The sequence below is a fragment of the Bacillus sp. z14 (2026) genome (genome assembly GCF_058313575.1).
In genome coordinates this window covers 984,666-1,007,760 of sequence record NZ_JBZFQK010000002.1, presented here as the reverse complement: position 1 = coordinate 1,007,760, position 23,095 = coordinate 984,666, and the positions used below count along the sequence as shown (strand labels likewise).

The 23,095-nt window shown below is 35.7% G+C and carries 22 protein-coding genes and 1 pseudogene; 1 reads left to right on the top strand and 22 read right to left on the bottom strand.

What is annotated here, in order from left to right; genetic code table 11:
* Positions 1 to 145: 145 nt before the first annotated feature.
* The 22 genes and pseudogenes from AC4G3O_RS10930 to AC4G3O_RS10825 form a co-directional block, all read right to left on the bottom strand.
* On the bottom strand, positions 146 to 1,162 hold the full coding sequence (locus AC4G3O_RS10930; protein WP_491136174.1) for a sensor histidine kinase: 1,017 nt from the start codon (positions 1,160 to 1,162) through the stop codon (positions 146 to 148).
* Positions 1,159 to 1,833 carry a response regulator transcription factor gene (locus AC4G3O_RS10925; RefSeq protein ID WP_139891068.1) on the bottom strand — a complete coding sequence of 225 codons (675 nt, stop codon included), beginning with the start codon at positions 1,831 to 1,833 and terminating at the stop codon, positions 1,159 to 1,161. Before AC4G3O_RS10925 ends, AC4G3O_RS10930 begins: the two co-directional genes overlap by 4 nt.
* A gap of 228 nt (positions 1,834 to 2,061) precedes the next feature.
* Positions 2,062 to 2,410: pseudogene (locus AC4G3O_RS10920) on the bottom strand (GyrI-like domain-containing protein); the annotation flags it as partial.
* A 376-nt stretch (positions 2,411 to 2,786) separates the two neighbouring features.
* A complete protein-coding gene (locus AC4G3O_RS10915; RefSeq protein WP_139891069.1) occupies positions 2,787 to 3,284 on the bottom strand; it encodes a hypothetical protein in 498 nt (165 codons plus the stop codon).
* Positions 3,285 to 3,763: 479 nt separating this feature from the next.
* Positions 3,764 to 4,510 carry a hypothetical protein gene (locus tag AC4G3O_RS10910; RefSeq protein WP_491136173.1) on the bottom strand — a complete coding sequence of 249 codons (747 nt, stop codon included), beginning with the start codon at positions 4,508 to 4,510 and terminating at the stop codon, positions 3,764 to 3,766.
* 131 nt (positions 4,511 to 4,641) lie between these two features.
* Positions 4,642 to 4,950, bottom strand: coding sequence for an HIRAN domain-containing protein (locus AC4G3O_RS10905; protein ID WP_491136172.1), 309 nt, complete (start codon positions 4,948 to 4,950; stop codon positions 4,642 to 4,644).
* Positions 4,951 to 5,305: 355 nt separating this feature from the next.
* Positions 5,306 to 5,569: a glutaredoxin family protein gene (locus tag AC4G3O_RS10900; protein WP_491136171.1), complete on the bottom strand. Its 264-nt coding sequence runs from the start codon at positions 5,567 to 5,569 to the stop codon at positions 5,306 to 5,308.
* A gap of 12 nt (positions 5,570 to 5,581) precedes the next feature.
* Positions 5,582 to 6,286, bottom strand: coding sequence for an amino acid ABC transporter permease (locus AC4G3O_RS10895; RefSeq protein WP_491136170.1), 705 nt, complete (start codon positions 6,284 to 6,286; stop codon positions 5,582 to 5,584).
* 2 nt (positions 6,287 to 6,288) lie between these two features.
* Positions 6,289 to 6,984, bottom strand: a complete 696-nt coding sequence (locus tag AC4G3O_RS10890; RefSeq protein ID WP_491136169.1) for an amino acid ABC transporter permease — start codon at positions 6,982 to 6,984, stop codon at positions 6,289 to 6,291.
* A gap of 20 nt (positions 6,985 to 7,004) precedes the next feature.
* Positions 7,005 to 7,820, bottom strand: a complete 816-nt coding sequence (locus AC4G3O_RS10885; protein ID WP_491136168.1) for a transporter substrate-binding domain-containing protein — start codon at positions 7,818 to 7,820, stop codon at positions 7,005 to 7,007.
* Between the two features lie 22 nt (positions 7,821 to 7,842).
* The gene (locus AC4G3O_RS10880) at positions 7,843 to 8,811 is read right to left on the bottom strand and encodes an LLM class flavin-dependent oxidoreductase (RefSeq protein WP_491136167.1); all 969 of its coding nucleotides are present in this window, start codon (positions 8,809 to 8,811) and stop codon (positions 7,843 to 7,845) included.
* 12 nt (positions 8,812 to 8,823) lie between these two features.
* On the bottom strand, positions 8,824 to 9,576 hold the full coding sequence (locus tag AC4G3O_RS10875; protein ID WP_491136166.1) for an amino acid ABC transporter ATP-binding protein: 753 nt from the start codon (positions 9,574 to 9,576) through the stop codon (positions 8,824 to 8,826).
* Between the two features lie 18 nt (positions 9,577 to 9,594).
* On the bottom strand, positions 9,595 to 10,920 hold the full coding sequence (locus AC4G3O_RS10870; RefSeq protein ID WP_491136165.1) for an LLM class flavin-dependent oxidoreductase: 1,326 nt from the start codon (positions 10,918 to 10,920) through the stop codon (positions 9,595 to 9,597).
* Between the two features lie 111 nt (positions 10,921 to 11,031).
* Positions 11,032 to 11,172: a hypothetical protein gene (locus tag AC4G3O_RS10865; protein WP_491136186.1), complete on the bottom strand. Its 141-nt coding sequence runs from the start codon at positions 11,170 to 11,172 to the stop codon at positions 11,032 to 11,034.
* Between the two features lie 73 nt (positions 11,173 to 11,245).
* Entirely contained in the window at positions 11,246 to 12,106 is an 861-nt protein-coding gene (locus tag AC4G3O_RS10860; RefSeq protein ID WP_491136164.1) for a leucine-rich repeat domain-containing protein, read from the bottom strand.
* 145 nt (positions 12,107 to 12,251) lie between these two features.
* A complete protein-coding gene (locus AC4G3O_RS10855; protein WP_491136163.1) occupies positions 12,252 to 13,577 on the bottom strand; it encodes a hemolysin family protein in 1,326 nt (441 codons plus the stop codon).
* Positions 13,578 to 13,880: 303 nt separating this feature from the next.
* Positions 13,881 to 15,320: a glycoside hydrolase family 1 protein gene (locus AC4G3O_RS10850; RefSeq protein WP_491136162.1), complete on the bottom strand. Its 1,440-nt coding sequence runs from the start codon at positions 15,318 to 15,320 to the stop codon at positions 13,881 to 13,883.
* Positions 15,321 to 15,326: 6 nt separating this feature from the next.
* Positions 15,327 to 16,898 carry a response regulator transcription factor gene (locus AC4G3O_RS10845; RefSeq protein ID WP_491136161.1) on the bottom strand — a complete coding sequence of 524 codons (1,572 nt, stop codon included), beginning with the start codon at positions 16,896 to 16,898 and terminating at the stop codon, positions 15,327 to 15,329.
* Positions 16,895 to 18,619 (bottom strand): cache domain-containing sensor histidine kinase, encoded by a 1,725-nt coding sequence (locus AC4G3O_RS10840; protein ID WP_491136160.1) that lies wholly within the window; start codon positions 18,617 to 18,619, stop codon positions 16,895 to 16,897. Before AC4G3O_RS10840 ends, AC4G3O_RS10845 begins: the two co-directional genes overlap by 4 nt.
* A gap of 6 nt (positions 18,620 to 18,625) precedes the next feature.
* A complete protein-coding gene (locus AC4G3O_RS10835; protein ID WP_491136159.1) occupies positions 18,626 to 19,474 on the bottom strand; it encodes a carbohydrate ABC transporter permease in 849 nt (282 codons plus the stop codon).
* Positions 19,475 to 19,487: 13 nt separating this feature from the next.
* Positions 19,488 to 20,363, bottom strand: a complete 876-nt coding sequence (locus AC4G3O_RS10830; RefSeq protein ID WP_140461387.1) for a carbohydrate ABC transporter permease — start codon at positions 20,361 to 20,363, stop codon at positions 19,488 to 19,490.
* Between the two features lie 66 nt (positions 20,364 to 20,429).
* The gene (locus AC4G3O_RS10825) at positions 20,430 to 21,713 is read right to left on the bottom strand and encodes an extracellular solute-binding protein (RefSeq protein ID WP_491136158.1); all 1,284 of its coding nucleotides are present in this window, start codon (positions 21,711 to 21,713) and stop codon (positions 20,430 to 20,432) included.
* A gap of 690 nt (positions 21,714 to 22,403) precedes the next feature.
* Here AC4G3O_RS10825 and AC4G3O_RS10820 point away from each other — a divergent pair.
* Positions 22,404 to 23,084 carry an EcsC family protein gene (locus AC4G3O_RS10820; protein WP_491136157.1) on the top strand — a complete coding sequence of 227 codons (681 nt, stop codon included), beginning with the start codon at positions 22,404 to 22,406 and terminating at the stop codon, positions 23,082 to 23,084.
* The last annotated feature ends 11 nt before the right edge of the window (positions 23,085 to 23,095 follow it).

Below are 23,095 nucleotides of genomic sequence, written 5' to 3'. Positions count from 1 at the left end.
CTACAGCAATACAAATATTGAAGTTGGTTGCATAAACCTTACATTTTTGAAACTTGCACTGGAGATTAATGGCGAAAACCACCATACAAATTCATACCACAAATCATTAATAATCTTATTTTCGTAATAAAAAAGAGCCTTTCTCTCAAGACTCTAATAAAACCAATTTACTTTTCGGGAAAATGATATTTACCTCGGTTCCTACATCCTTCTGTGATTTGATCGTAATCCCTAAATGCAGCTTATCTACCAACATTTTGCAAAGATATAGACCGATGCCTGTTGACTTTCTGTATATGCGTCCATTTTCTCCTGTAAATCCTTTTTCAAATACTCTTCCGACATCCTTTTCATCAATACCAATGCCATTATCAACAATATGAAGTATAAGATTATGCTCATGATTAGTCGTATAAATAGAGATGAAACTATTTTCTTTATAACAATAATTAATACTGTTAATGATTACTTGATTCACTATGAACTCAACCCACTTTTCGTCACTATAGACCACATCATCTATCTCTGATAACTTAAGCTGAATCTTTTTATGAATAAACGCTTTTGCATTTCGCTTAATTACTTTGGAAACACATTCTTTTAAACGAAATTCCTTCACAATATAATCCTTGCTGGCACTGCTGCTTCTCGCATAATACAAGGCCTGTTCAATATAATCCTCAATCTTCGTTAATTCCTCAGTTAAGCCAACAATCGGACCACCTTGATAATTCTCAATTATTAGCTTACTAGATGCAATCGGTGTCTTAATTTCATGGACCCACGCTTCAACATACTCTTGGTATTCCGATTGCATAGTCTTGTAGTGGTTGACATATTCATGCACCTGCTTGTCACTCGTCCGTAAAATGTCATATAAAATCTTTCCTTCTAAAAAATCAGGCTCATCCATAATTTCAGATAGCAAATATTTTTGATCAAGATTTTCAACATTTTCTATTACCCCATCATAAAAAGGTTTTTTCTTCATAAATTCAAGAAAATAAGAAGTAAGCAGCGGACCAAACCAGCATAACCCGACTATAACAATAACACCCTTTTGTATAGAAATAAAAGCTAAAAATAATGCTACCGTCATAAAAAGAAAAACATTAACCGTAATAAAAACGACTATTTCCTTTAAAAATGCCCACAATGTCATGACATGATATACCCCAATCCTCGTCTCGTTTCAATCGGGTTTTCCATACCGATTGCCTCTATCTTTTTACGAAGTCGAGTAATGTTAACAGATAGCGTATTGTCATCCACAAATAAATCAGATGACCATAGATCCTCCATCAGCTGTTCTCTAGAAACAATAATTCCATTATTTTTCATTAAACAATGTAAGATTTTTATTTCATTTTTTGTTAGTTCCTCTTTCTTGCCTTGATAGGAAATTGTCCCATTAGCCAAATGCAGCTTCAAATCCTTGTAAGTCATTACAGCACTTTCTTGTTTTGCATATGTCCTTCTTAAAATATTTTCAATGCGTGCCAACAAAATTTGCGTGTTATATGGCTTCGTAATGAAATCATCTGCGCCTATATTCATGCTCATCAATTCGTCCACTTCCGTGTCTCTGCTTGTCACAATAATAATGGGTACCTGAGAATATTTGCGGATTTCGCGACAAATATAATAACCGTCGTACACAGGCAAATTAATATCCAATAAAATCAAATGAACATCATCCTGACTTGCATAGTTCATGACATTTTGAAAATCATCCGGTGCTTCCACTTCATAACCATAATTTTTTAAAAATGCGGTTAATTCTCTACGAAGCGTCTCTGCATCCTCAATGATTAATATTTTTGCGTTTTGCATAGTGATCACCCCTTAACGAGCTTTTCAATTGTTCATTCTTGAGCAACAAAAATCCTGCACCCTACAATGAAGCTAGGCTGTATTTTATATTTAGTCAATAGCTCATTTTTCATTATATTACTTTGAATATTGGATTATCGTGTAGAAAAACCCAAATAAATGATGTTTATCTTATCACAAATCAGATAAGGTTTGGAATTCTGCAATTCAGGAAATGTCCCTGCTCCGTTACTGTAAAGTAACTAATATTTCACACAAATGATTATCAATCATTTGTGAAGTATATCTTTCTATAATTGGTTGTTCTCTAATGGATAGATTATTTCTTTCTATCTCCGAAAAAATATTGCCCCAAAAATTAACTGACTGCCTCTTTTGTATGATCAAGCAAGAAAACAGCATATTTCCCACCAGGAAATTTACCAACATGAGCTGGTTTTACCACATTAAAATCTTTATTTTTAACAACGCAAACTTCATAACGATATTCCTCTTTAGGAGTAATCTCTGGGTTATCTTACGGTATACCTAAAATTGTAGAATTATCAAATACTCCATTCAATTTTGCCGACTTTTTAATAATTAGAGTATGCTTTAATTAATCAGTTTCTTTGTCAACTGCCCGTTGATAAGCCTTTTTAATTCTGCTACATTTTATTTTAAAACTGGATTTCTTGTTGCTCCAAACATTTCCCAACCTATTTGTTCATTTACAAAAATAAAAGGAGAAACAGCATCTTTTGCCATTCTCCTTTTTATCATTTCATTCCTTGCATTTCTACTTCCGAATAAAGAGAAAGAGTGAATTTTCCATAAATTCGTCGGCTCAGCATCAAATAAGTCGTTAAGTTCATATCATTTAATTAAATTTCTTGCTAATCAAAACATTTTCACGGTATACACAAGGCTTTCTACCTGTATCTTGTTTAGCTCTTATGCAATTGCTAATAATCTTAATCAGAAAAGGACTTTGTATACTTAGGTAGCAAGTACCGGAATATCACCAACGCATGGACAATCCCAATTCCTGCAAAAAGAGCCCTCACAAACCATTCCTGCCAAAGCAGTAAGATACCATTCATATCGCCACCACCAAAAAATCCACAAAGTACACTCAAATATAGCGGATCAAGCAGTAGCATGACTAGTGAGGTATACCATGCGATGGTCCGGAAAACCTTTGATTTTACTGAACAGATTGGTTTACAAAATATAATAAGAAGCCAACTGAAAACAAGAGTTGCAATCGCACCCGCCAGACAGAAAATTCCCATCTGAATATCTGTCATCAGGGTATGATATACATCCACCTGAACCCCGAGACCCATGAAATTGATTTGCTTAAAAACCCCGTAATAAAAAGCTACTAGGAGGTGCGCCCCCTCATGGATGATATAGTAAATGATAATAGCCGCAATAATTCCAATATATTGTCTTACACTTCTGCTCATAATAGTCACCTATCTTACTTACCGTTATACTTTTATGAATGACAAATCTTTAAGCTGAACAATGCCTATTCTACAAACTCTTAGCCAATCATCAGCCTGTGATTGGCTAATGATCATGTGCATTGTTTTTTTCATTTGTATGTTAATTCACAAAGGTAGTATATTGCATATAGGCACCTAAAACAATACATTTTTCTATCTACACCTCTTTTTGCAGATTCACTAGAGTACTCTTTAAATATAACCACAATACCGTAACCCCAGTAATAGCTATAGCAATTATTAATCTAATCCAATTAGAAGAGATTGGTGTAATAAAAATTACTGGTAACGAACAAATGTTATTAAAGATAAACCCTCCTAATCCACTTTAAAAGGTGATTTAATAGCATACTAGAGCAGATAAACTGAAAATATTGTTAAAAGTGTCTCTACTAAAAAAGCCGCCCACTAAGGACAGCTCTTCTACTTATTTACCTCTAAAAAGAAGGATTTTTATTCTCCATATGTAACTTTCGGGTTACAGCTACAATTCTTTCTTTAGGAATATCCGGATGCTTGTCCTTGATTATCTTGACACATTCAACCCAATTGATTTCAGATTTTAACAAAGATGCGATTTCGTTTTTAATCATTGGATCTATTTGATAAATATCACTATCGGTTTCATCCGTTTCATTCTTTCCATCCACACTTTGGTCAATTTTATCAAACAGCAGCGAAGCAACAAGATGAATAGATATGATAATTATTTTCACAGTTGTAGAAAGATCGATGAGTGTAAAAAAGTAATCTAGTGCGCTAATAACTATATAACTACCAGCGAAAGTTAAGATACTCGCAATCAACTTATTGACAAAGATATCCTTATAAATGTCCGTTACGGCATGAAGAAAGCTATCAATAATAGTCCCCACTCCCATATCTATAAGACACAACAGAAAAAGAAACAGAATTAAATAGATTAAATTCTCATAATACTGGCCTGTAAAATGAATAATCAAAGCATAAATAACCATGAGAGGTAGAAACAAGAATAAAACAACCGTCATAAGTAAAGAAGTGGATAGAAAAAAATTCTTCACAAGTATAGACTCCAGTCTCCATAGCTCTTCTCCGTCTACGGAGGTTTTTGTTAAATTATAACAATTATTTCGCATAAAGTCAGCAACTGCATATGAATATCCTGCCTTTTCAGTTTTAGTTTCTACTTCCAGCTTAATCAAAATTTTGCGAGAGCCACCCACAGCCTCTACTAAAATAAGACTTTCACTTTAAGGACGACGTATCTCTACTTCACTTACGTTTAACACTTCAAAACTAATGCCATTCTTTCATTAGAGATAGGTGAATCTGATTAAGCACTCTCATCCTTTCCCAATAATTTTACGATGATTGTATCCTTCACAATGAAGGCCACTTGTCCCATGCATAAGTACTCGAATGTATCATAGATCCTGCCGGCACTGCGGGTTCCTTTTGCAACTGTCTGATAACTATTAGCCACATAACCAACCTTACCAATTGTATCGAGCTCGGCTTGAATTGCTTCATCATCATGCTTATTATCCAAGTCTTTTCTTAAGATTATCTTCTGACCAACCTTGAAAATATCCGCTCCAAAATAATGACAAACACCTACAACGGATATATATTTCTCTGCCATTTCTATCCCCTCCATGTGACACTTTTTATTACTTTACTCTCTATATATTTACGAATTTCACAAAAATAAGTTTCAGTGATCCCTTGTAGAAAGCCTTTTAGATTGTCACATAAAAGAGATAAGGCAGCTCACAGAGTCCATAATTATAAATATCAAATCTTGCTTAAAATAAAACCTATTTTGTAGCTCTTTCACCTACAAAATTAAAAGCCTTAGAAAATCAACGATTAATTGATTTCTATGACTTTTAACATTCCTATACCTTATTAATATGATTCTGAATTTAAATTTTATAAGAAATACACTTATTGGATTACTATTTTACTTAATAATATATACCAATTACTTTGTATAACTATAAGACTTTCTGTAACTTCAATTCTTTTTCAAGCGCCTCTAAACCTAGTTCTGTTACACCTGTATATTGTCCGTCTTTTCCTATTTCAATGACTGGCACGTAGCGGACACCATATTTTTCTTCTAAAATATCACGGCGATCATCATGTTCTGTCACATCAATCACCTTATAGGCGATTTTCTTTTCTGCGAAAAAATCTTTTACATCCTGACAATACGAACAACCATTTTTTGACCACAATAATACGTTTACATCACTCATTATCTTTCCTCCTTACAAAGTTTGCACAACGCCTTGACGCAAATGTGCCGTTAATTTTTTTTCTAATTGATTGGCCGATAATTCAATCAAAATAGTCACAACCCAATAAACAATTCCTACAGCAATAAACGATTCTAGGTATTTAAGATTACTGGATGCAATAATGTTCGCTGCGCCAGTAATCTCTTTAACCGATACTAGAAAAGCAATAGAGGAAGCGTGTAAGAACGAAATAATAATATTCGTGAGATTCGGTATAACCACTACAAAAGCCTGCGGTAAAATAATGCGCCTGTATACCTGGAATGTCGTCATGCCTAATGATATAGCTGCATCTATTTGCTGGGTAGTAACACTCATAATACCTGAGCGGATAATTTCAGATAAAAAAGCTCCTGCATTAAGCGTCAACGCAATAATAACGAAAATAACAATCGGCCAGCCATTAAGCGAAATGTCAAACCATTCCTCTGCGATGATTGGCATGCCAAAATAAATTAAGAATATGTGCAGGATAACTGGTGTCCCCCTATAAAACGAAACATAAAAATTCAAAATGGCCTTACTAATCTTCCAATCACTCAAGCGTACTAAAGCTACAATAATACCAATTATCGATCCCAATAGCAGCGGCACAAAGGCAATCAGGAAAGTCATGGGTAAAGCCGGCAAAATACTTTGCAGTGCTGTCCATATAAATGATATATCTAGTTGCATGCCTATCCCTCCGATACTGAGCCATGTATATGCCGGCTATAATATTTTTCAATCCGTCTAAATAGTCCTTCCAAAAGCAGCACAATAAGATAATAGATAATAGCTAAGCCAATATAAATTTCAAATGTCCGCATTGTTGCTGCAATCAAGGTTTCCCCTCTTCCCATCATATCCATCACACCAATCGAAAAGGCCAGCGATGTATCTTTCAAAGAACTGACAGAAGCACTGCCGATATTCGGTAAGGCGATGCGGAATGCCTGTGGCAAAATAATTCGGAAAAAAGTTTGACGTGATGACATCCCTATTGAGTAAGCTGCCTCTGTTTGGCCGTAATCAATTGACTTAACAGCTGCACGAAAAATTTCTGCGAATTGACCTGCATTGTTCAATGTATACGTAATGATCACAAATATCATGGCCTCCATACGAGATATGTCAATACCGAACAAGCCAACGACAAATGGCAGCCCATAGAAAATCAAGAACAATTGAATCAATATCGGAGTGCCACGAATAAACGAAATATATACCGTCGCAAACTCTTTAAGGATGGGAATGTTATATAGTTTTGTTACAGCAATCATCAGTCCGAGCAGTAATCCCAAGAGTATTGAGGATAAAAAGATTACTAGTGTAACGGGTAAATAGCTAAGTAAAGTCGGTATAAATTCCGCAATATAGTGGAATTCAATCATGGCAATTTGCCTCCATTTTATTAATCCTTCAGTTGATCGGAATAATCTTCATCAAACCATTCAACTAATAAATCTGAAATCGTACCATCTTCAATTAACTCTTTCACAGCTCCATCTATTTTCGCAGCCAGCTCTTTATCTTTTTTATTAAATAGAAAATAGATGTCCGTGTATAACAGGGCATCGCCAACTATTTTTTGCTGGGCATCTGCTTGTTCGTTATTGGCCTTTACAGAGAATGGGAAAGATAGCAGAGCATCAATACGTCCCGTTTTCAATTGATTGGTTATATCTGTATTTGTCGGAATATATAAGATTTCTGTATCTAAGTTATGCTCTTTTTTATATTGTTCAATAAATAGCGAAGCATTGCTTGTAGGTACAACCCCTACTTTTTTTCCTGCTAAATCGTCAATGGATTGAATATCTGTATTCTTTTTATTTACAACTACATGTGTTGGAATTGCGTTATAATGCTGTTCATTGAATAAGAATTTTTCTTCTCTCTCTTTATTTTTTGCCATGTTATGTGCAATCATGTCGATTTTACCTGTTTCCAAGTTCAATAAAAGATTTGAAAAATCCATCGATTCGAATTTGAAGGATACATCCTCGAGACGTTTATCAATCACACGCAACAGCTCAACATCGTATCCGGTTAATTTGCCTTTTTCATCAATATAGGCAATATCAAGCATATCGTTCCCTGTCCCGATAATAATTTCTTGAACTTTCTCTTTTGATCCACCCGAAGCATCATCGCTTCCGCATGCAGCCAGGACAATAACACTTATTGATATTAAGGTTGTTAGCCATGCTTTTTTCATTATCTTCATTTTATCTCCCCCATGTTCTTATTTATAATGTCACAGCATTACGCTTACTTAATAATTCGATTGACCGAAAACGTGCCTCTTCTTCCAAAATTGGTGTGTGAATAATGAATTCATCAATCCCACTTTCATGTAACTTATCGAGCTTTTCAAAAATATCTGCGGCAGTGCCAGCAATAGCAGGTGAAGAAACTGTTTCTACGGTGAATGTTTTACCGGTTTCTTGTCCAAAGCGTTCTGCACTCTCATGACTAGTCAATGTGAATTTACTGCCATCCTCTATATGGACACGAAAAAGATCCGTGTTTTTTAATAGATTTTTTGCTTGTTCCCTAGTATCGGCAGCAATAACGGCAATTCCAACAGCAAAAGTACCAGCCGGTTTACATTCCTTGTAGACACGGACAGCTTCAGCCAAATGTTCTTCATTGCTATTGATAAATTGTGCAAATGCATAGGTAATCCCTAATTGTGCGGCATATTCAGCACTGCTGGAACTGCCTCCAAGCAAAATCATTTCTGGCTTTATTTGCGGAGACGGTTCGGCAGCCAATGAATGGGCTCTATTTATATAAAACTGCAATTCTTTTAAACGGGTATAAAAATCATGTGGATCACTTAAGGCGTTATATTGAAGAGCTTTTGTTGCAATTGGCAAACCACCCGGTGCCTTGCCTACTCCTAAATCAACCCGTCCAGGGGCTAAGCTCGCTAATACATGAAAGTTCTCAGCAACTTTATACGGACTGTAATGTGTGAGCATCACTCCGCCTGAACCAATGCGGATATTATTTGTCTTGGCCAGTAAATGGGCTACCAGTACTTCTGGAGAAGATCCTGCCAATTCCTTTGTTTGATGATGCTCAGATACCCAGAAACGCTTAAACCCTTTTTCATCGGCAAATTGGGCCAGTTTAATCGTCCTTTGCAAGGCTTGCTCTGCCGTATCACCTTTCAAAATTGGGCTTTGATCTAAAATGGATAATGTATACATGTCAATCACTCCTTAAATCTCAAACGTTAGCTCTGGAGTCAATCGTTTTAGAAACTGTTTTGTCCGTGTATGTTTTGGATGATCAAATATTTGTTTTGGAGTGCCGGATTCAACAATGACGCCGCTATCCATGAAGATAATATGATTAGAGACCTCACGCGCAAAGTTCATCTCATGCGTCACGATAATCATCGTAATTCCCTCTTTCGCAATTTTACGGATGACTTGGAGCACTTCCCCTACCAGCTCCGGATCTAAGGCAGATGTAGGTTCATCCAATAAGAGGACCTGTGGATTCATCGCTAAGGCGCGAGCAATCCCGACACGCTGCTGCTGTCCTCCGGATAATGAACTTGGATAAGCATCTGCTTTATGTGATAAGCCTACTTTCTCTAAGAGATTGCGGGCCATTTCTTTTGCCTCTTCCAGATTGCGATTTTGTACGATGACCGGTCCTTCAATTATGTTTTCAATGACTGTTTTATGCTGGAACAAGTTATAATTTTGAAATACCATCCCCGTCTTTTTACGAAGTTCAATAATATTCTTTTTGGTGGCAGTTTTTACATTAAGGGACAGGTTATCTATTGTCACTGTACCGCTCGTCGCTTTATCCAAAAAGTTAATGCAGCGCAGCAGTGTTGTTTTGCCTGAACCACTAGGCCCTAAAATGGAAATAATATCACCTTTGTGGACCTCTAAATCAATTCCTTTTAAAACTTCATTTTTCCCAAACGATTTTTGAATGTTTTCCAGCTTAATCATCCTGTAACCTCCCTTGTGTTATACGGAAACATTCTTATATTTACTGGGTTTATTCGGTAAACCCAGATGTTCACGCAACGTATCTGTTTCATACTTGGTTTTATAATGGCCACGCTGTTGGAGAATTGGTATAACATGCTCAACAAAATCCTCCAATGAATGTGGGACATCCGCCAAGATCATAAACCCATCTGCTGCACCTGCTTCAATCCATTTAATAACTTCATCAGCAACAGCCTCAGCTGTACCAACAAAAGGCCCTTTCGGCGTTGCCTCACGAATAGCCACTTCATACAGCGTTAACTTTTCCTCTTTGGCATATTGTTTTATACGGTCTGTTACTGATTGGAAACTATTGCGGCCAATATCACCCAGCTCCGGAAACGGATCATGCAAATCGTATTGCGAAAAGTCATGATGGTCAAAATACCGACCCAAAAACGCGATAGCTTTCTCAGGAGAAACCAATTCAGCTACTTCCCTATACTTTTCCTCAGCTTCTTCTCTTGTTTGGCCAATAATAGGGGAAATACCTGGCAACACAAGCAATTGATCAGGATTCCGTCCATTCTCTATGGCAGCCTTCTTCAATTTTTGTGAAAGCTTTTTATTTTCTTCAATCGAAACGGCGTTAGCAAAAATGGCTTCTGCTTCCCGTCCGGCAAACGCAATTCCGGCAGGCGATGAACCTGCCTGAAAAATGACAGGCTCTCCCTGTTTCGACCTTTGGATATTCAGCGGTCCAGCTACAGAGAAATACTTGCCCTTATAATTTAATTTGTGCATTTTAGATGGATCAAAAAACTGGTCATTTTCAACATCATATGTAAATGAATCTTCTTCCCAGGAGTTCCATAACCCATGCACAACATCTAAATACTCTTTTGCTATCTCATAACGTTCTCCATGTTTCGGATGTTCCTCACTGGTTTTGCTGTAGTTCAGTGCTGTATTTTCCAAAGGTGTTGTAACGACATTCCATCCCGCTCGGCCGCCGCTTATTAAATCTAACGAAGCCAATTGACGGGCTACCGTAAAGGGTTCACTGTAAGATGTTGAAATCGTTCCTACTAAACCGACCTTTTCAGTTACCATGGCAAGCGCAGATAAAATAGTGATCGGTTCAAAGCGATTTAAAAAGTGCGGCAAAGACTTTTCATGAATATACAGCCCATCAGCAATAAATATGGCATCGAATAATCCTTTCTCAGCCACTTTAGCCTGTTGGACATAATAAGATAAACTGACGCTTTGGGATGGTTCAATTTCCGGATGCCTCCAAAGAGACATGTGCCCGCCTACACCATGGATCATAGCGCCAAAGTGAAATTGTTTGTTTGACATACCCACCAATTCCTTCAATTCAAATTTGTTTACTTGGTTTTATTTTTATCTTTGATTTTAAAGGAAATATTAGGCATAAGCAAGATTTAATTTAAAATATTCAGATAATTATTATGCTATTAAGTTCGAGTTCTGAATCGACGCACCAATTAATCCTGTTTCAGAACCAAAGTTGATGATGACACCAAAACCTTGCTCCTTCATTACGTTGAATGCAGTTTGGTTTGTTAAAATGGTTCCTTTTACATTAATATGTATACAAAATTAAAAAAGCCTTAGAGAATCGACAATGATTCCTGAGACTTTTAACGTTTCTTTACCTTTATTATAATTCTGAATTTAACTCCTTCAATTTATGAGAGTAATGCTTTTTTTGATTAAAGTATACATATTCTAGTCTCTCACAATAGCTTAAATCACCATCCATGATAGTCGTACCATCAAATACAAAGGAATCCAGTTTTTCTAAGTCCTTGATAAAGGATATTGAAGGAACACTACCACAGTCTAGTAAACGTATTTCTCTCAAGTCTTTAAGATTTTTTATTACATCAAAGTCTTGAATACTCTTACACTTCTCTACAGAAAAAATTTCGACTGGAGCAGTAAGAAATTGTAATGCAGTGATGTCAGTTAAATTTCTCATTCCATATAAAGAAACTTCCTTTAAACTCTTCATCTCTTCTATTCCTCTTAGTGTTTCTATATTGGCTTGAGATAAGGACAATTCTTTTAAATTTGCAATTTTGGAGAGCTCTAAAAGAGACTTTGATTGAGGTTTATAACTGAACAAATGAAGTCTGGTCAAATTCCGTAATTGATTAAAACCTATTGTCTCACTTGGTATCCAACCAGTCAGTTCCTTTAATTCTACTAACTCCCCAATATCTATCTTAACTTTTGGATTTATATCAAGGCTTAACAGCTTGAGATTTTTTAAATACTTTATGCCATCAAATTTATTAATAACGGTATTTGAAATATCCATCTTCTCTATAGAAGGACAATATTTTAGGAATTCAATATCCTTTTTGTAATAACTCCTGTCAATATGGATGTTTCGAAAGTTATGCATATTGATAACTTCAATTGCTTCTTCCAGATTGTCTGATGATACAATAACTGTTTCATCTTGATCATCTGGGTATTTTATTAGTTCTAGATTTCCAAGTTTTCTTTTTTTCAAAGTCACATTCCACCTTTCCTTAACTAAATATCTCCCCGTATCCTTTAACATGGTGAGGGTCAACTGGTACGCCCTTTGTAGGAATGAAGAAGCGACGGAAATTTTATTCCATTATATAAAAAAGATGACCATTCATTAGGTCATCTTATATTATTTCTTCTGTTGAGTCTCTTTCTAGTTTTGTGATTAACACTTTATCTACTCGAGCACGATCCATGTCCACAACTTCAAGTTGCAAGTCATCTACTTGAATGGTGTCTTTGATTTTTGGTATATATCCAATTTTATTTATAATAAATCCACCTAATGTGTGGAAGTTTTTACTTTGGTTAAGAATCGTAAAGTCTTCTAAATCAAAATACCTAATAAACGTATCAATCGAAACAAGACCATCTGCCAACCATGAGTTTCCATCTCTCTCTATAATTTGCGGCTCTTCTTCATTATCCTTTTCAGGCATTTCTCCAATAATATTTTCCATAATATCATGAAGAGTGACAAAGCCCTCAATTCCTCCATACTCATCGATAATAACGGCTTCATGCTGGCCGGATTTTTTCAATGTTTCCAATGCCCGATATACTTTCATTTGTTCTGGCAGAACAAGTGTATCTTTGACTGAATCCGCTAAAGAAAAATTCTCTCCTGCCACAATTCTTGATAAAAGATCTTTTTTATGAATGATTCCTTGAAAATCATCTAAACTTCCAATCCCAACAGGAAATTTGGAGTAATAACTTTCATTAATTTTTTTCATGTTTTCTTCAAACGAATCCTCTAAATCAATGTAAACAAGCTGCGCACGAGGTGTTAAAATATCACTAAGACGTTTGTCCCCTAAATAGAAAATTTGTTCTACCATATCCTGTTCTATTTCTTCAACAATCCCACTATGAACTCCTTGTTCAATTAATTGGGTTATTTCTTCTTCGGTTACATTCGGTTGGTTTGTGGGTTTTATTCTTAATAATTTTAATGCAAAATCAGTAGACTTACTTAAAAACCAAATAATTGGACGTCCAACTTTTGAAAAATAATACATTGGTTTTGCTACTGCACATGCTACTTTTTCTGGATTTCCCATACCAATCCGTTTTGGAACTAACTCACCAATAATTAATGATAAGTAAGTTGAAAGCCCTACAACCACGATCAGACTTAGCTCATTACTGAAAGAAGCAAGAACATTAATTTGTTCAATATAAACAGCTAGCTGGCTTGCAATAGTTGCACCACCAAATGCACCTGTAATTACCCCAATTAATGTGATTCCGATTTGAATAGTCGACAATAATTGATTTGGGTCATCCGCTAATTTCAAAGCATAACTAGCACTGGAATTCCCATCATCTCGCAATTTTTCTAGTCTATTCTTCTTAGATGTAACAATTGAAATTTCGGTCATAGCAAATATACCATTTGCTACGATAAGTATTAACAAAATTACAATTGAGGTCCAAATGCTGTCCAAAAAAATCTTCACCGTTCCTTTATTATATTTTTCAATTGGTATAACGTATACCACACACCATAGTCTATTTCCCTATTATGTTCAAAACAAAATAATACATTACCTTATATATCATTTAAATGTATCTTTTGCAGAATTATTTTATATATTTTTTAAATATCGCCTTTTTAGCAGCTTAAAATAAGACCTGCCCATATAGCTGCCTCTCATCTAAGTATCCATTACTTTATCCATCAATCCTATTGAATCAATTTGATTTCACGGGCTTGGAGGTTAGATACATTCTGGAATGGCCATCCCAACTCATCTATAAAAATCATCATTCTCTGCTTCAAATTCTTTAGTTTCGATTACTTGTTTATACCAGTAAGCGGATTTCTTAAGTGCTCGATTGCGGTTATCGTCTAAATTAATTTCTACTAAACCATACCGGTTTTTAAATGCATTCATTGGTGAAACATTGTCGGTGAATGCCCATAGCATATAGCCTTTACAGTTGGCTCCTTCTTCGATTGCCTTTAAGAGCCATTTTAAGTGTTCGCTTATAAACTCAATTCGGTAATCATCCTGAATGATTTGTTCTTCATTCTTAAATCTGCCTTCGTTTTCTACACCCATTCCATTTTCAGCAATAAACCATTCAATGTTTCCGTACTCTTCTTTCAATCTGACCGCCATATCAAACATAATTTGCGGGTAGATTTCCCAGCCACGATATGGGTTCATTTTCTTACCTACTAGCTCGTGTTTTTCATAATAGTACTCAGGGTGGAAAGGTGTTTCTTCATTCCATGCAGTTGTACGTGCTTTGACGCGGTGTGGGAAATATAGATTAATGCCTACATAATCAATCGTATTTTCCTTAATGAGCTGCAACTCTTCGGTTGTATGTTCAAAAGTAATATCATGTTTTTCCATCAACTCAAATAATTCCTGCGGGTACTCACCCTTAATGGCTGGATCTAAGAATACACGATTGAAGAATAGGTCATACATTCTAGCTGCTTTTTGGTCGTGTTCAGAGGAAGAACGAGCATATGTAACCTCTGGGTTTAGGATGGTCCCAATTTTGGCTCCTGTCTGATCCTTTAATCTCATTTCCTTAAATAACTTCACCACTTTAGCAGTAGCAAGCCCTTTATTATAGTTCCACTGCATCCATTTTTTTGTGTTCTGTTCATATGGCCAACGAATCGCATCTAAGTATATGCGTGTTTGAACTACAACTGGCTCATTAAATACGAACCAGTGTTTCACACGATTTCCATAACGTTCAAATACTTTTTCCGCATATTTTACAAATAGTTCAACCACATGCTTTGAGCCCCAACCGCCGTATTTTTCAAATAAATAAGCAGGCAATTCATAGTGCTCCAGACAGATCATTGGCTCTACACCATTTTTAATTAATTCATCAATAACGTTTCCGACAAAGCTTGCGTATTCTTCATCCACAATAGCATTCTCATAATCCACTAAAAAACGGGACCAATTAATCGATGTTCTAAAATGGGATAAACCAATTTCCTTCATATAACTGATATCTTCTTTATAACGCTTGTAAAAATCAGTTGCATAAGCAGGTCCATATCCGTTATGCCAAACATTCTTATTCTTTTTGTACCATAGGTCTAAATATGAATCCTGAGACTCTTTTTTATCGGTCCAGCCTTCAGTTTGCCATGCAGAAGATGATGCTCCTAAAATAAAGTCCTTTGGTAGCTTCCATGTTATTTTTTCCATCTACTATTATCTCTCCCCAGTTTTTCTATCTTGCAGGTTTCTAAATTTCCGATAGTCCGTCGCAGTCATTCCTGTCAGTTTCTTAAACACTCCCACGAAATACTTATATTCATGGAATCCTACTTGTTCGGATATTTCGTTTACCTTAAAAGGAGTCTCTGCAAGTAAGATCTTTGCTTCATCCACTCTTAATTGGTTAACGTATTCATTGAAATTAACGCTTGTTTTATGCTTGAATAGAGAGCTAAAGTAATTTGGGGTTATATTAAGGACCTCCGCTACTTCATGAACTCTAATATTCGTTCTGTAGTATTCATGTATGTATTCCTTCGCGTGATTGATTAACAAATCTTGTTTGTCAAAATTCTTCAGCTCAGATTGGTATTTACAGATGGAGGAAAGGTCCAGATAAAAAAGTTCTTTCAACAATTCGTATGAGTTATATTCATGAACATTTAGGCTCTCGCTGTAATAAAGATCCCATTTCCTTACGTTTTTCCCACTCAGAGACTTATAGTGATCCAAAATTTTATTAAGCATCTCTCTGCAAACCTGAACAACTTCATCCAGGAAAAATTCATGTATTATAAAGTATCCGAATAATTCATTCGTAAAAGTATGTAGGTCCAAATCTTTCATCTGGATAATAGCATCTATTAATTGCTCTTCAAGTTTAGTTGGGTAAGATTGAACGGTATCCCGTCTCAATTGATCTGAAACTACAAGGCTAGTACACTCCGTGAAAGCTAAATACCTTCCTTTATTTAGTAGTTCTGTTAGTACAATCATGAGATCCTCAACAGGAATCCACTCATCGCTCCAAACAAATTGAACGGGAAATCCATCATTTCGAGTCAAACTTTGTCGAATATCAGACGTCACTTTCCGACCATCATCACTATGAACACAGGTGACTAATATATTTTTTTCCGTAAAGAATGAATAAGAGGCAAGTCCATAATTTTGTAATTTCCTCTCAATGCTTTTCTCCCATCCACTTAAAAGCTCTTCATATTCCCCTTCTGATAAACTATTTATTTTTCGAATATAATTTTGATGCATACTAATAAATGGATAAATCATGAAGCCTTTGTAATCGTCTGATTTAACAGGTGAAGACCTCTGTAAATTTGTTACTTGTTGAAGGATCGCATTTCTCAATCCTATTTTGTCCCGTTCTTTTTTTTGCTGCCGCTTTTGCTTCATTTCGTTGGTTATATCTTTAACATTTTCCATGAGCTCATTAATATCAACCGGCTTAAGAAAATAATTATCTACACCCAATTTAATAGCTTGCTGGGCATATTCAAATTCTTCAAATCCACTAAGAATAATTGTCCGAATATGAGGATAGTTTGCATACAGAAAACGCGCCAGTTGCAGTCCATCCATTTTTGGCATCCTTATATCTGTAATAACAAGATCAATATCGCCATATTGTATGACCTTCTCGATGGCATCCTCTCCATCATGTGCTGTGTCTACTACTTCGACGTCAATGGTCTCCCAGGGAATCGTTAAACGCAGACCACGGGAAATAATAGGTTCATCATCCACTATTAACATTTTAAAAGTCACGAGTGTTCACCTGATTTCTCCATGTTTATGGGCTGCCAAAGTAGTGGCAGGATTAGTCTTACCAATGCTCCGGATTCAGCTTCTAACACCAGCAAACCATAAGGTTCTCCAAACGCAATCTCTAAACGTTCCTTTAGGTTTTTCATTGCATAACCAGTTTCTTGCGCACCTTTTTCGAAACCCTTACCATTATCAATCACATCAATCCATAACTGATCTTCCGCTTGATAACAGCGAATGGTAATGATTCCTTGCCTTGGTAATTCTTTAAAACCATGCTGGATGCAATTTTCAACTAGTGGCTGCATTAATTGTTTCATTATGTAAGAGCGTTTGATTTGCTCATCAATAAAAATGTAAAAAGACAGACGTTCTCCTAAGCGGCTTTTCTGTAATTCTAAATATGATTCAATATAGGCTATTTCCTCTTCTATTGTAACCCACATTTTACCATTATTTAAATTCATACGGAACACTTTTGAGAGTTGTTCAATTTGCTGACCTGTTTCCATTGCATTTTCAAGGCGTGCTGTCCATCGAATCATGTCCAATGTATTGTAAAGAAAATGTGGATCAATTTGATTCTGAAGCGCCTTTAATTCAGATTCCTTTTGTTTAATAGTCAGTTTGTATTCTGTATCAATATGTCTTTGGATTGTTTTGACCATTTTATTAAATTGCTTACCCAGTTGACCAATTTCATCATTTGTTGAAACACCCACATTCGCAGAGAAATCCCCCTTCTCAAGCTGGTGTGTTTGGCCAGTTAATTCAATTACTCTTTTTATATTAGAGCGATAGAATCCATAAAAAGCGATGATTCCACATACGAGAAGAAGAAAAATCATATTACGAATCGAATTTCGAACGGTATATAGTTCCTTGACTAAGTGCTCCTCATTTACAATCACGATAGATGTCCAATTTGTCCCACTCAGCTTTTTTTTAACAGCTTTGTAGGTATGGTTGTTTTTTGTAAAATCATAGGCTAGGTTCTCACTATGATTGACCCAATCGATAAAGGCAGGATCATTGTATTTTTTTCCTATTAACTCTTGATTTGAATGAAGAATAACTTCACCGGACTTTGACATGACCAGGTAATTACCTTGTTTTACTTCTAAATTTCTCTTAATTTTTTCCTGATCAAGACGGATTCTTACGATGCCAATTGGTTGATTAATCTTATTTAAATCGTTAATGACTCTAGAGAGGCTAATAACATATTTTTTCCCATCCCACCCACTTGTAACCCCATAGGTATCACTCCAAATGGGAGATCCTTTTCCGTCTATGGCAGCCTGATCTAACTTATCCTCGTTTCCAAAAACAGGTTCACCAAATGCCAGCTCCTCACCATTGCCTCCTTTTAATAAGATGGAGGATATATACTCATTTGACATCAATTGAAAAGTAAAATAGCCTTTTATCCCGTCCATACTACTTTTATCCGCAATAGGGATTTCATCTGTAGTTTTAAAAAATGTTCGAAAGTCCTCGCTGTAAATCATATAGGAGGACATACTTTCAACATCTCGTATGATGGACAAAAGGCTCTGTTCATCTTTTTCTAGTATTTCAAGGATATCCTCTTCCAGCTGTCTTTTAAGTACTTCCGTTGTTTGGTAGTAAATGAGAATTCCATAGCATACTGTTGGTAGTGTGATGAATACAAGGAATATAATCATAAACTTCTTTTTTAGGCCCCAATTTCGAATCATATTCATTTACCCTTTTACCGCACCAGCTGTCATACCTTTAACAATATTCTTTTCAAAAATCATGTAGAAAATGACAATTGGAATTAAAGACATCGTTAAACCAGCCATTTGGGCACCATAGTCGGTTGTAAATTGACCTGCAAAGTTTGCTAAACCTAGTGGCAATGTTTGAAGCTCTGGGTCATTAATTAACACTAGCGCAAATGAAAATTCATTCCAATTGTAGATGAAATTAAGAATGACAGTTGTAGCGATTGCCGGACGTGACATGGGCAGGATGATGGACCAAAATATTCTAAAAACTCCGCACCCGTCCATGATTGCCGATTCTTCAATATCCTTAGGAAATCCTTTCATAAAGCTTGTGAGAATAAAGATTGTAATAGGTAAATGAAAAGCGATATACGGAAAGAGTAAGGTGATGGGTGTATTCAATAGTCCTAAATTTTTCATTAGAATAAACATAGGTACTAATGTGGCATGAATCGGAATTAATAATCCAAAGATGAAAAACCCATATAACCACTTGCTCATCTTGAAATCAAATCGAGATAAGAAATAAGATGCTAAGGCCCCGATAAAAACCGTTAATACAGTTGCCGTTACAGTAATAAAAATACTATTTTTAAACAGGACACCCAAGTTAGCAATATCCCAAGCAGCAGTATAGTTTTCTACTATAAATTTTTTAGGAAACCCAAATTGGTTTGTTGCAAACTCCTTCTCGGATTTAAAGGAGTTGATTGCCATCCAAATAATTGGATACGCATTAATGATTGCAAATATGATTAATGCTATATAGATGCTTACTTTTTTGAAGCTTCTTTTCTTAGGTATTTCGTTTGTTTTCGCCACCTATACCCACCTCCTAAATCATTTTCTTTCCTAATACTTTGTTTACAATCGCTATTAAGATCAGACTAAAGAAGAAAATAAATACAGACACTGCACTACCATAACCATACTGTAATTTTGAAAATGTTTCATTAAACATATAGAGCGCCATAACATCCGTTGAATGTGCTGGACCACCATGTGTCATGACATAGATTAAATCAAATGTTTTTAAACTACCTGCAATACAAAGCGTAATTGCAACGAGAATGGTTTCCCATATCATTGGAATCGTAATCTTCCAGGTTGTTGCCCATTCTGATGCACCATCCATTTTAGCGGCTTCTAATACTTCAGTAGGTATATTTTGTAATGCGGCCAGAAAAATAATTAAGTATAGACCAACAAACTGCCAAACAACAACTACTAAGACAGATGCCATTGCCCACTTTGTATCTCCTAACCAATTTTGTGCGAGTGAATCTAACCCGATTGATCGTAGAAATTCATTGATTAATCCATTACGGGAATTGAAAATCAAACTCCAAGTTAAGGAGATCACTACGGTTGATAAAACAACTGGCAGAAACCCAATTGTTCTAAATAATTTTGCGCCCTTCATTTTACGGTTCAATAAAAGGGCAAAAAATAAAGCAAGTGGAACTTGGCCTAGCACAGAGACTAATACTACGTATATATTATTTTTGACAGAGTTCCAAAATAGCGAATCCGCAAATAGCTTTTTAAAGTTATCTAATCCTACGAAGGTCATTTCATTGAATCCGTTCCAATCCATGAATGAATAATAGAAGGATTGGAGAATCGGATAAATGGCAAAAACAATATATAGTAAGAAAGCAGGCAGTATACCTAGTATAAACGCCCCTTTAGTCTTCTTAGTTAACTTCATTTTCTTCCCCCCTAAACATTCACAGGTTACTTGCATGAAGTAACCTGTGAAAGAACTTATAGACGATTATTTACTTTTGTTTTCTTTTTGCATCTCTTCCGCTAATTGTTCAGGTATTTTGTCACCTAAGGTAATAGATTGCAAGCCATTGTTAATAATATCAGTAAGTTCAGGAGTTAATGTTGCATCATATACTGGCACTAATCCACCTTGAGCAAAGCTGTTAGCATCCTGGAATATTTGTGGAATGCTGTCATCCATTTCAACAGTAGCTGGAACGATAATATTCGCTTTGATTAAGCCTTGGTATAGTTCATCACCATAGTAGTATTTTAAGAATGTGAAAGCAGCCTCTTGCTCTTCTTTACTTAACTTGCTGTTAACGGCGATTCCCCCGCCAGCTGCCCCAGCAATCTTGGCAGGATCCCCTTTACCACCTTCAAATGTAGGGAATGGAGCTACACCAATGTTATCAATATTTTCTACACTGTCTAAAATTGGCCCAAGTGCCCATGAACCAGCAAAGTGGAGTGCTGCAGTTCCTTTAATGAATTCATTTCGTGATTGAGCTTCATCAAGGGTATTCATATCCTCATTAAATGCCTTTAATTTTGTTAATTCGTCGATTACAGATAAGGCATTGATAAATTGAGGATCCTCGAAGCTGCCATCTCCGTTTAATGTATTCTCTAAGAAATCACTTCCAGTAAAGCGATCAGCAATTGTAGAGATATAAACAGATTGCAATGGCCAGATTGCTTTGTTACCTAAAGAGATTGGAGTCGTTTCTTTATCATTAAGTGCTTTTACAAGTTTTTTAAATTCCGCATATGTTTTAGGAAACTCATCAAAACCTACATCTTGAAGAATGTCCTTATGATAGTAAATTAATCCTGTAATACTAATGTTTGAAGGGATTGCGTAATAATTATCATCTAACGCATAGTCTTGTAGAATGGCATCAGGAATGACCCCATCCCAGTTCTCAATGATGGGGTTTAAGGGAAGGATCGCTCCACCTTCAGCTAGAGGCTCTGTCCTCGCCCCAGGCCATACACGCATCATATCAGGTAATTGATTTCCAGCGGCTTGCGTTCTTAATTTTGTTTCATATTGATCATGTGGTATGGCCTCTACCTTAACCTGAATATCATCGTGTTCTTTATTGAATTTAGAAATAATGTCTTTGTAAAGTGTATTTTCCGGCCGATCCTCGGTCCAGTCAGTCCAAAGTGTAAGCTCAATTGCCCCGTCCTTCGTGGATTGACCTGCTTTTTTATCATCATCGCTACACGCAGCTAAAGCTAGCACCGTCAGTAACCCCATTAGGACTAAACCTAATTTCTTCATCGTCTTTTCCCCCTTTATCATATAAATTAAAGCGCTTACAAAATTCATTATAACGCTTACCTATTGATTGAAATATCCTACAAACCTATAAAAATATCTAAAATTCTTGGGAAAGGTGTTTGGGATGCTGAGGGTTAAGCATAAGGAGGGTTTCCTCATCCCCTATTTCAGTCTAAATGAGAAAGAGTGCTTGTACATCTTATACGGCCAAGGGTCTATAGACTCATTAAAAAGCGTCTTTCTAGGTTCTGTATAATCTCCAGTACTAATCTGCAACTGTAAGTTCGCAACTCCTCTATACACAACAGTCGTTTTGTTATAGAAGGATTTTCTAAGTTCTCAACCAAATTTAACTTTATACACAAAATGAAGAAACTGCTAATACAGAGGGTACTTTTAAATAATTATCTTTATAGAATGAAGGTATTTAAAAGAAAACGATTAATAGGATGTTGTACAAAAAATTCCCTAATTTGAAAGCTGGGCAGATTGGGTTCGCTATCAATAGTAAAGCAAAATGTATGGAACCTCAGAATTATTAATGATTCTATTAAAAATATGGATAGTTATCCGCAAGCGCTGCAGAGACTAGTTTTGATAACAATAATATCAATATATCTAAACAATTAGCAAAATCAAATAAATAACTTATAATATTAGTATAATACTGAGAGGTAAGGTGAATATATAGTGGACGAGAAAAAAAGATTAACCCACGATGCTATAATGAATGCCTTAGATTGGTCTTATGATAAAGCAATTAATGGCGGAATAGCTGGAATGGATACAGCCATAGAGTTAGCTGAAAGTTATTTACAAAAAAGTGGTACACTTGAACAAAAAGTTCAAAGTTTAATTAATTGGCAAAATACTAAAAGTGCCACAAGTGGCTTCTTAACAGGAGTAGGAGGACTTATTACTTTGCCAGTTGCTGTCCCTGCAAATATAACTAGTGTTATATTCGTACAAATGAGAATGGTAGCAGCTATTGCACATATGGGTGGATATGATCTAAAAGATGATCAGGTTAAAACTTTTGTTTATGTATGTTTAGCAGGAAACGGAGCTAAAGACATTCTTAAAAATACAGGTATTCAAATTGGTAGGAAGCTTGCAGTAACGGGTATAAAAAAAATACCTTTTGAGGTTATTAAAAAAATTAATCAAGCTGTAGGATTTCGTTTACTAACAAAGTTTGGAGAAAAAGGAGTCATTAATTTAAGTAAAATGGTTCCTGTAGCAGGTGGAATTATTGGAGGAACTGTAGATGCTTTTGCAACCAATACAATAGGTAACTTAGCCAAGAAGATGTTTATTCAAGAGCCTAAATCATATAATGATGACGAACCTGATATTATTGATATGTTGTAATAACCTTACCT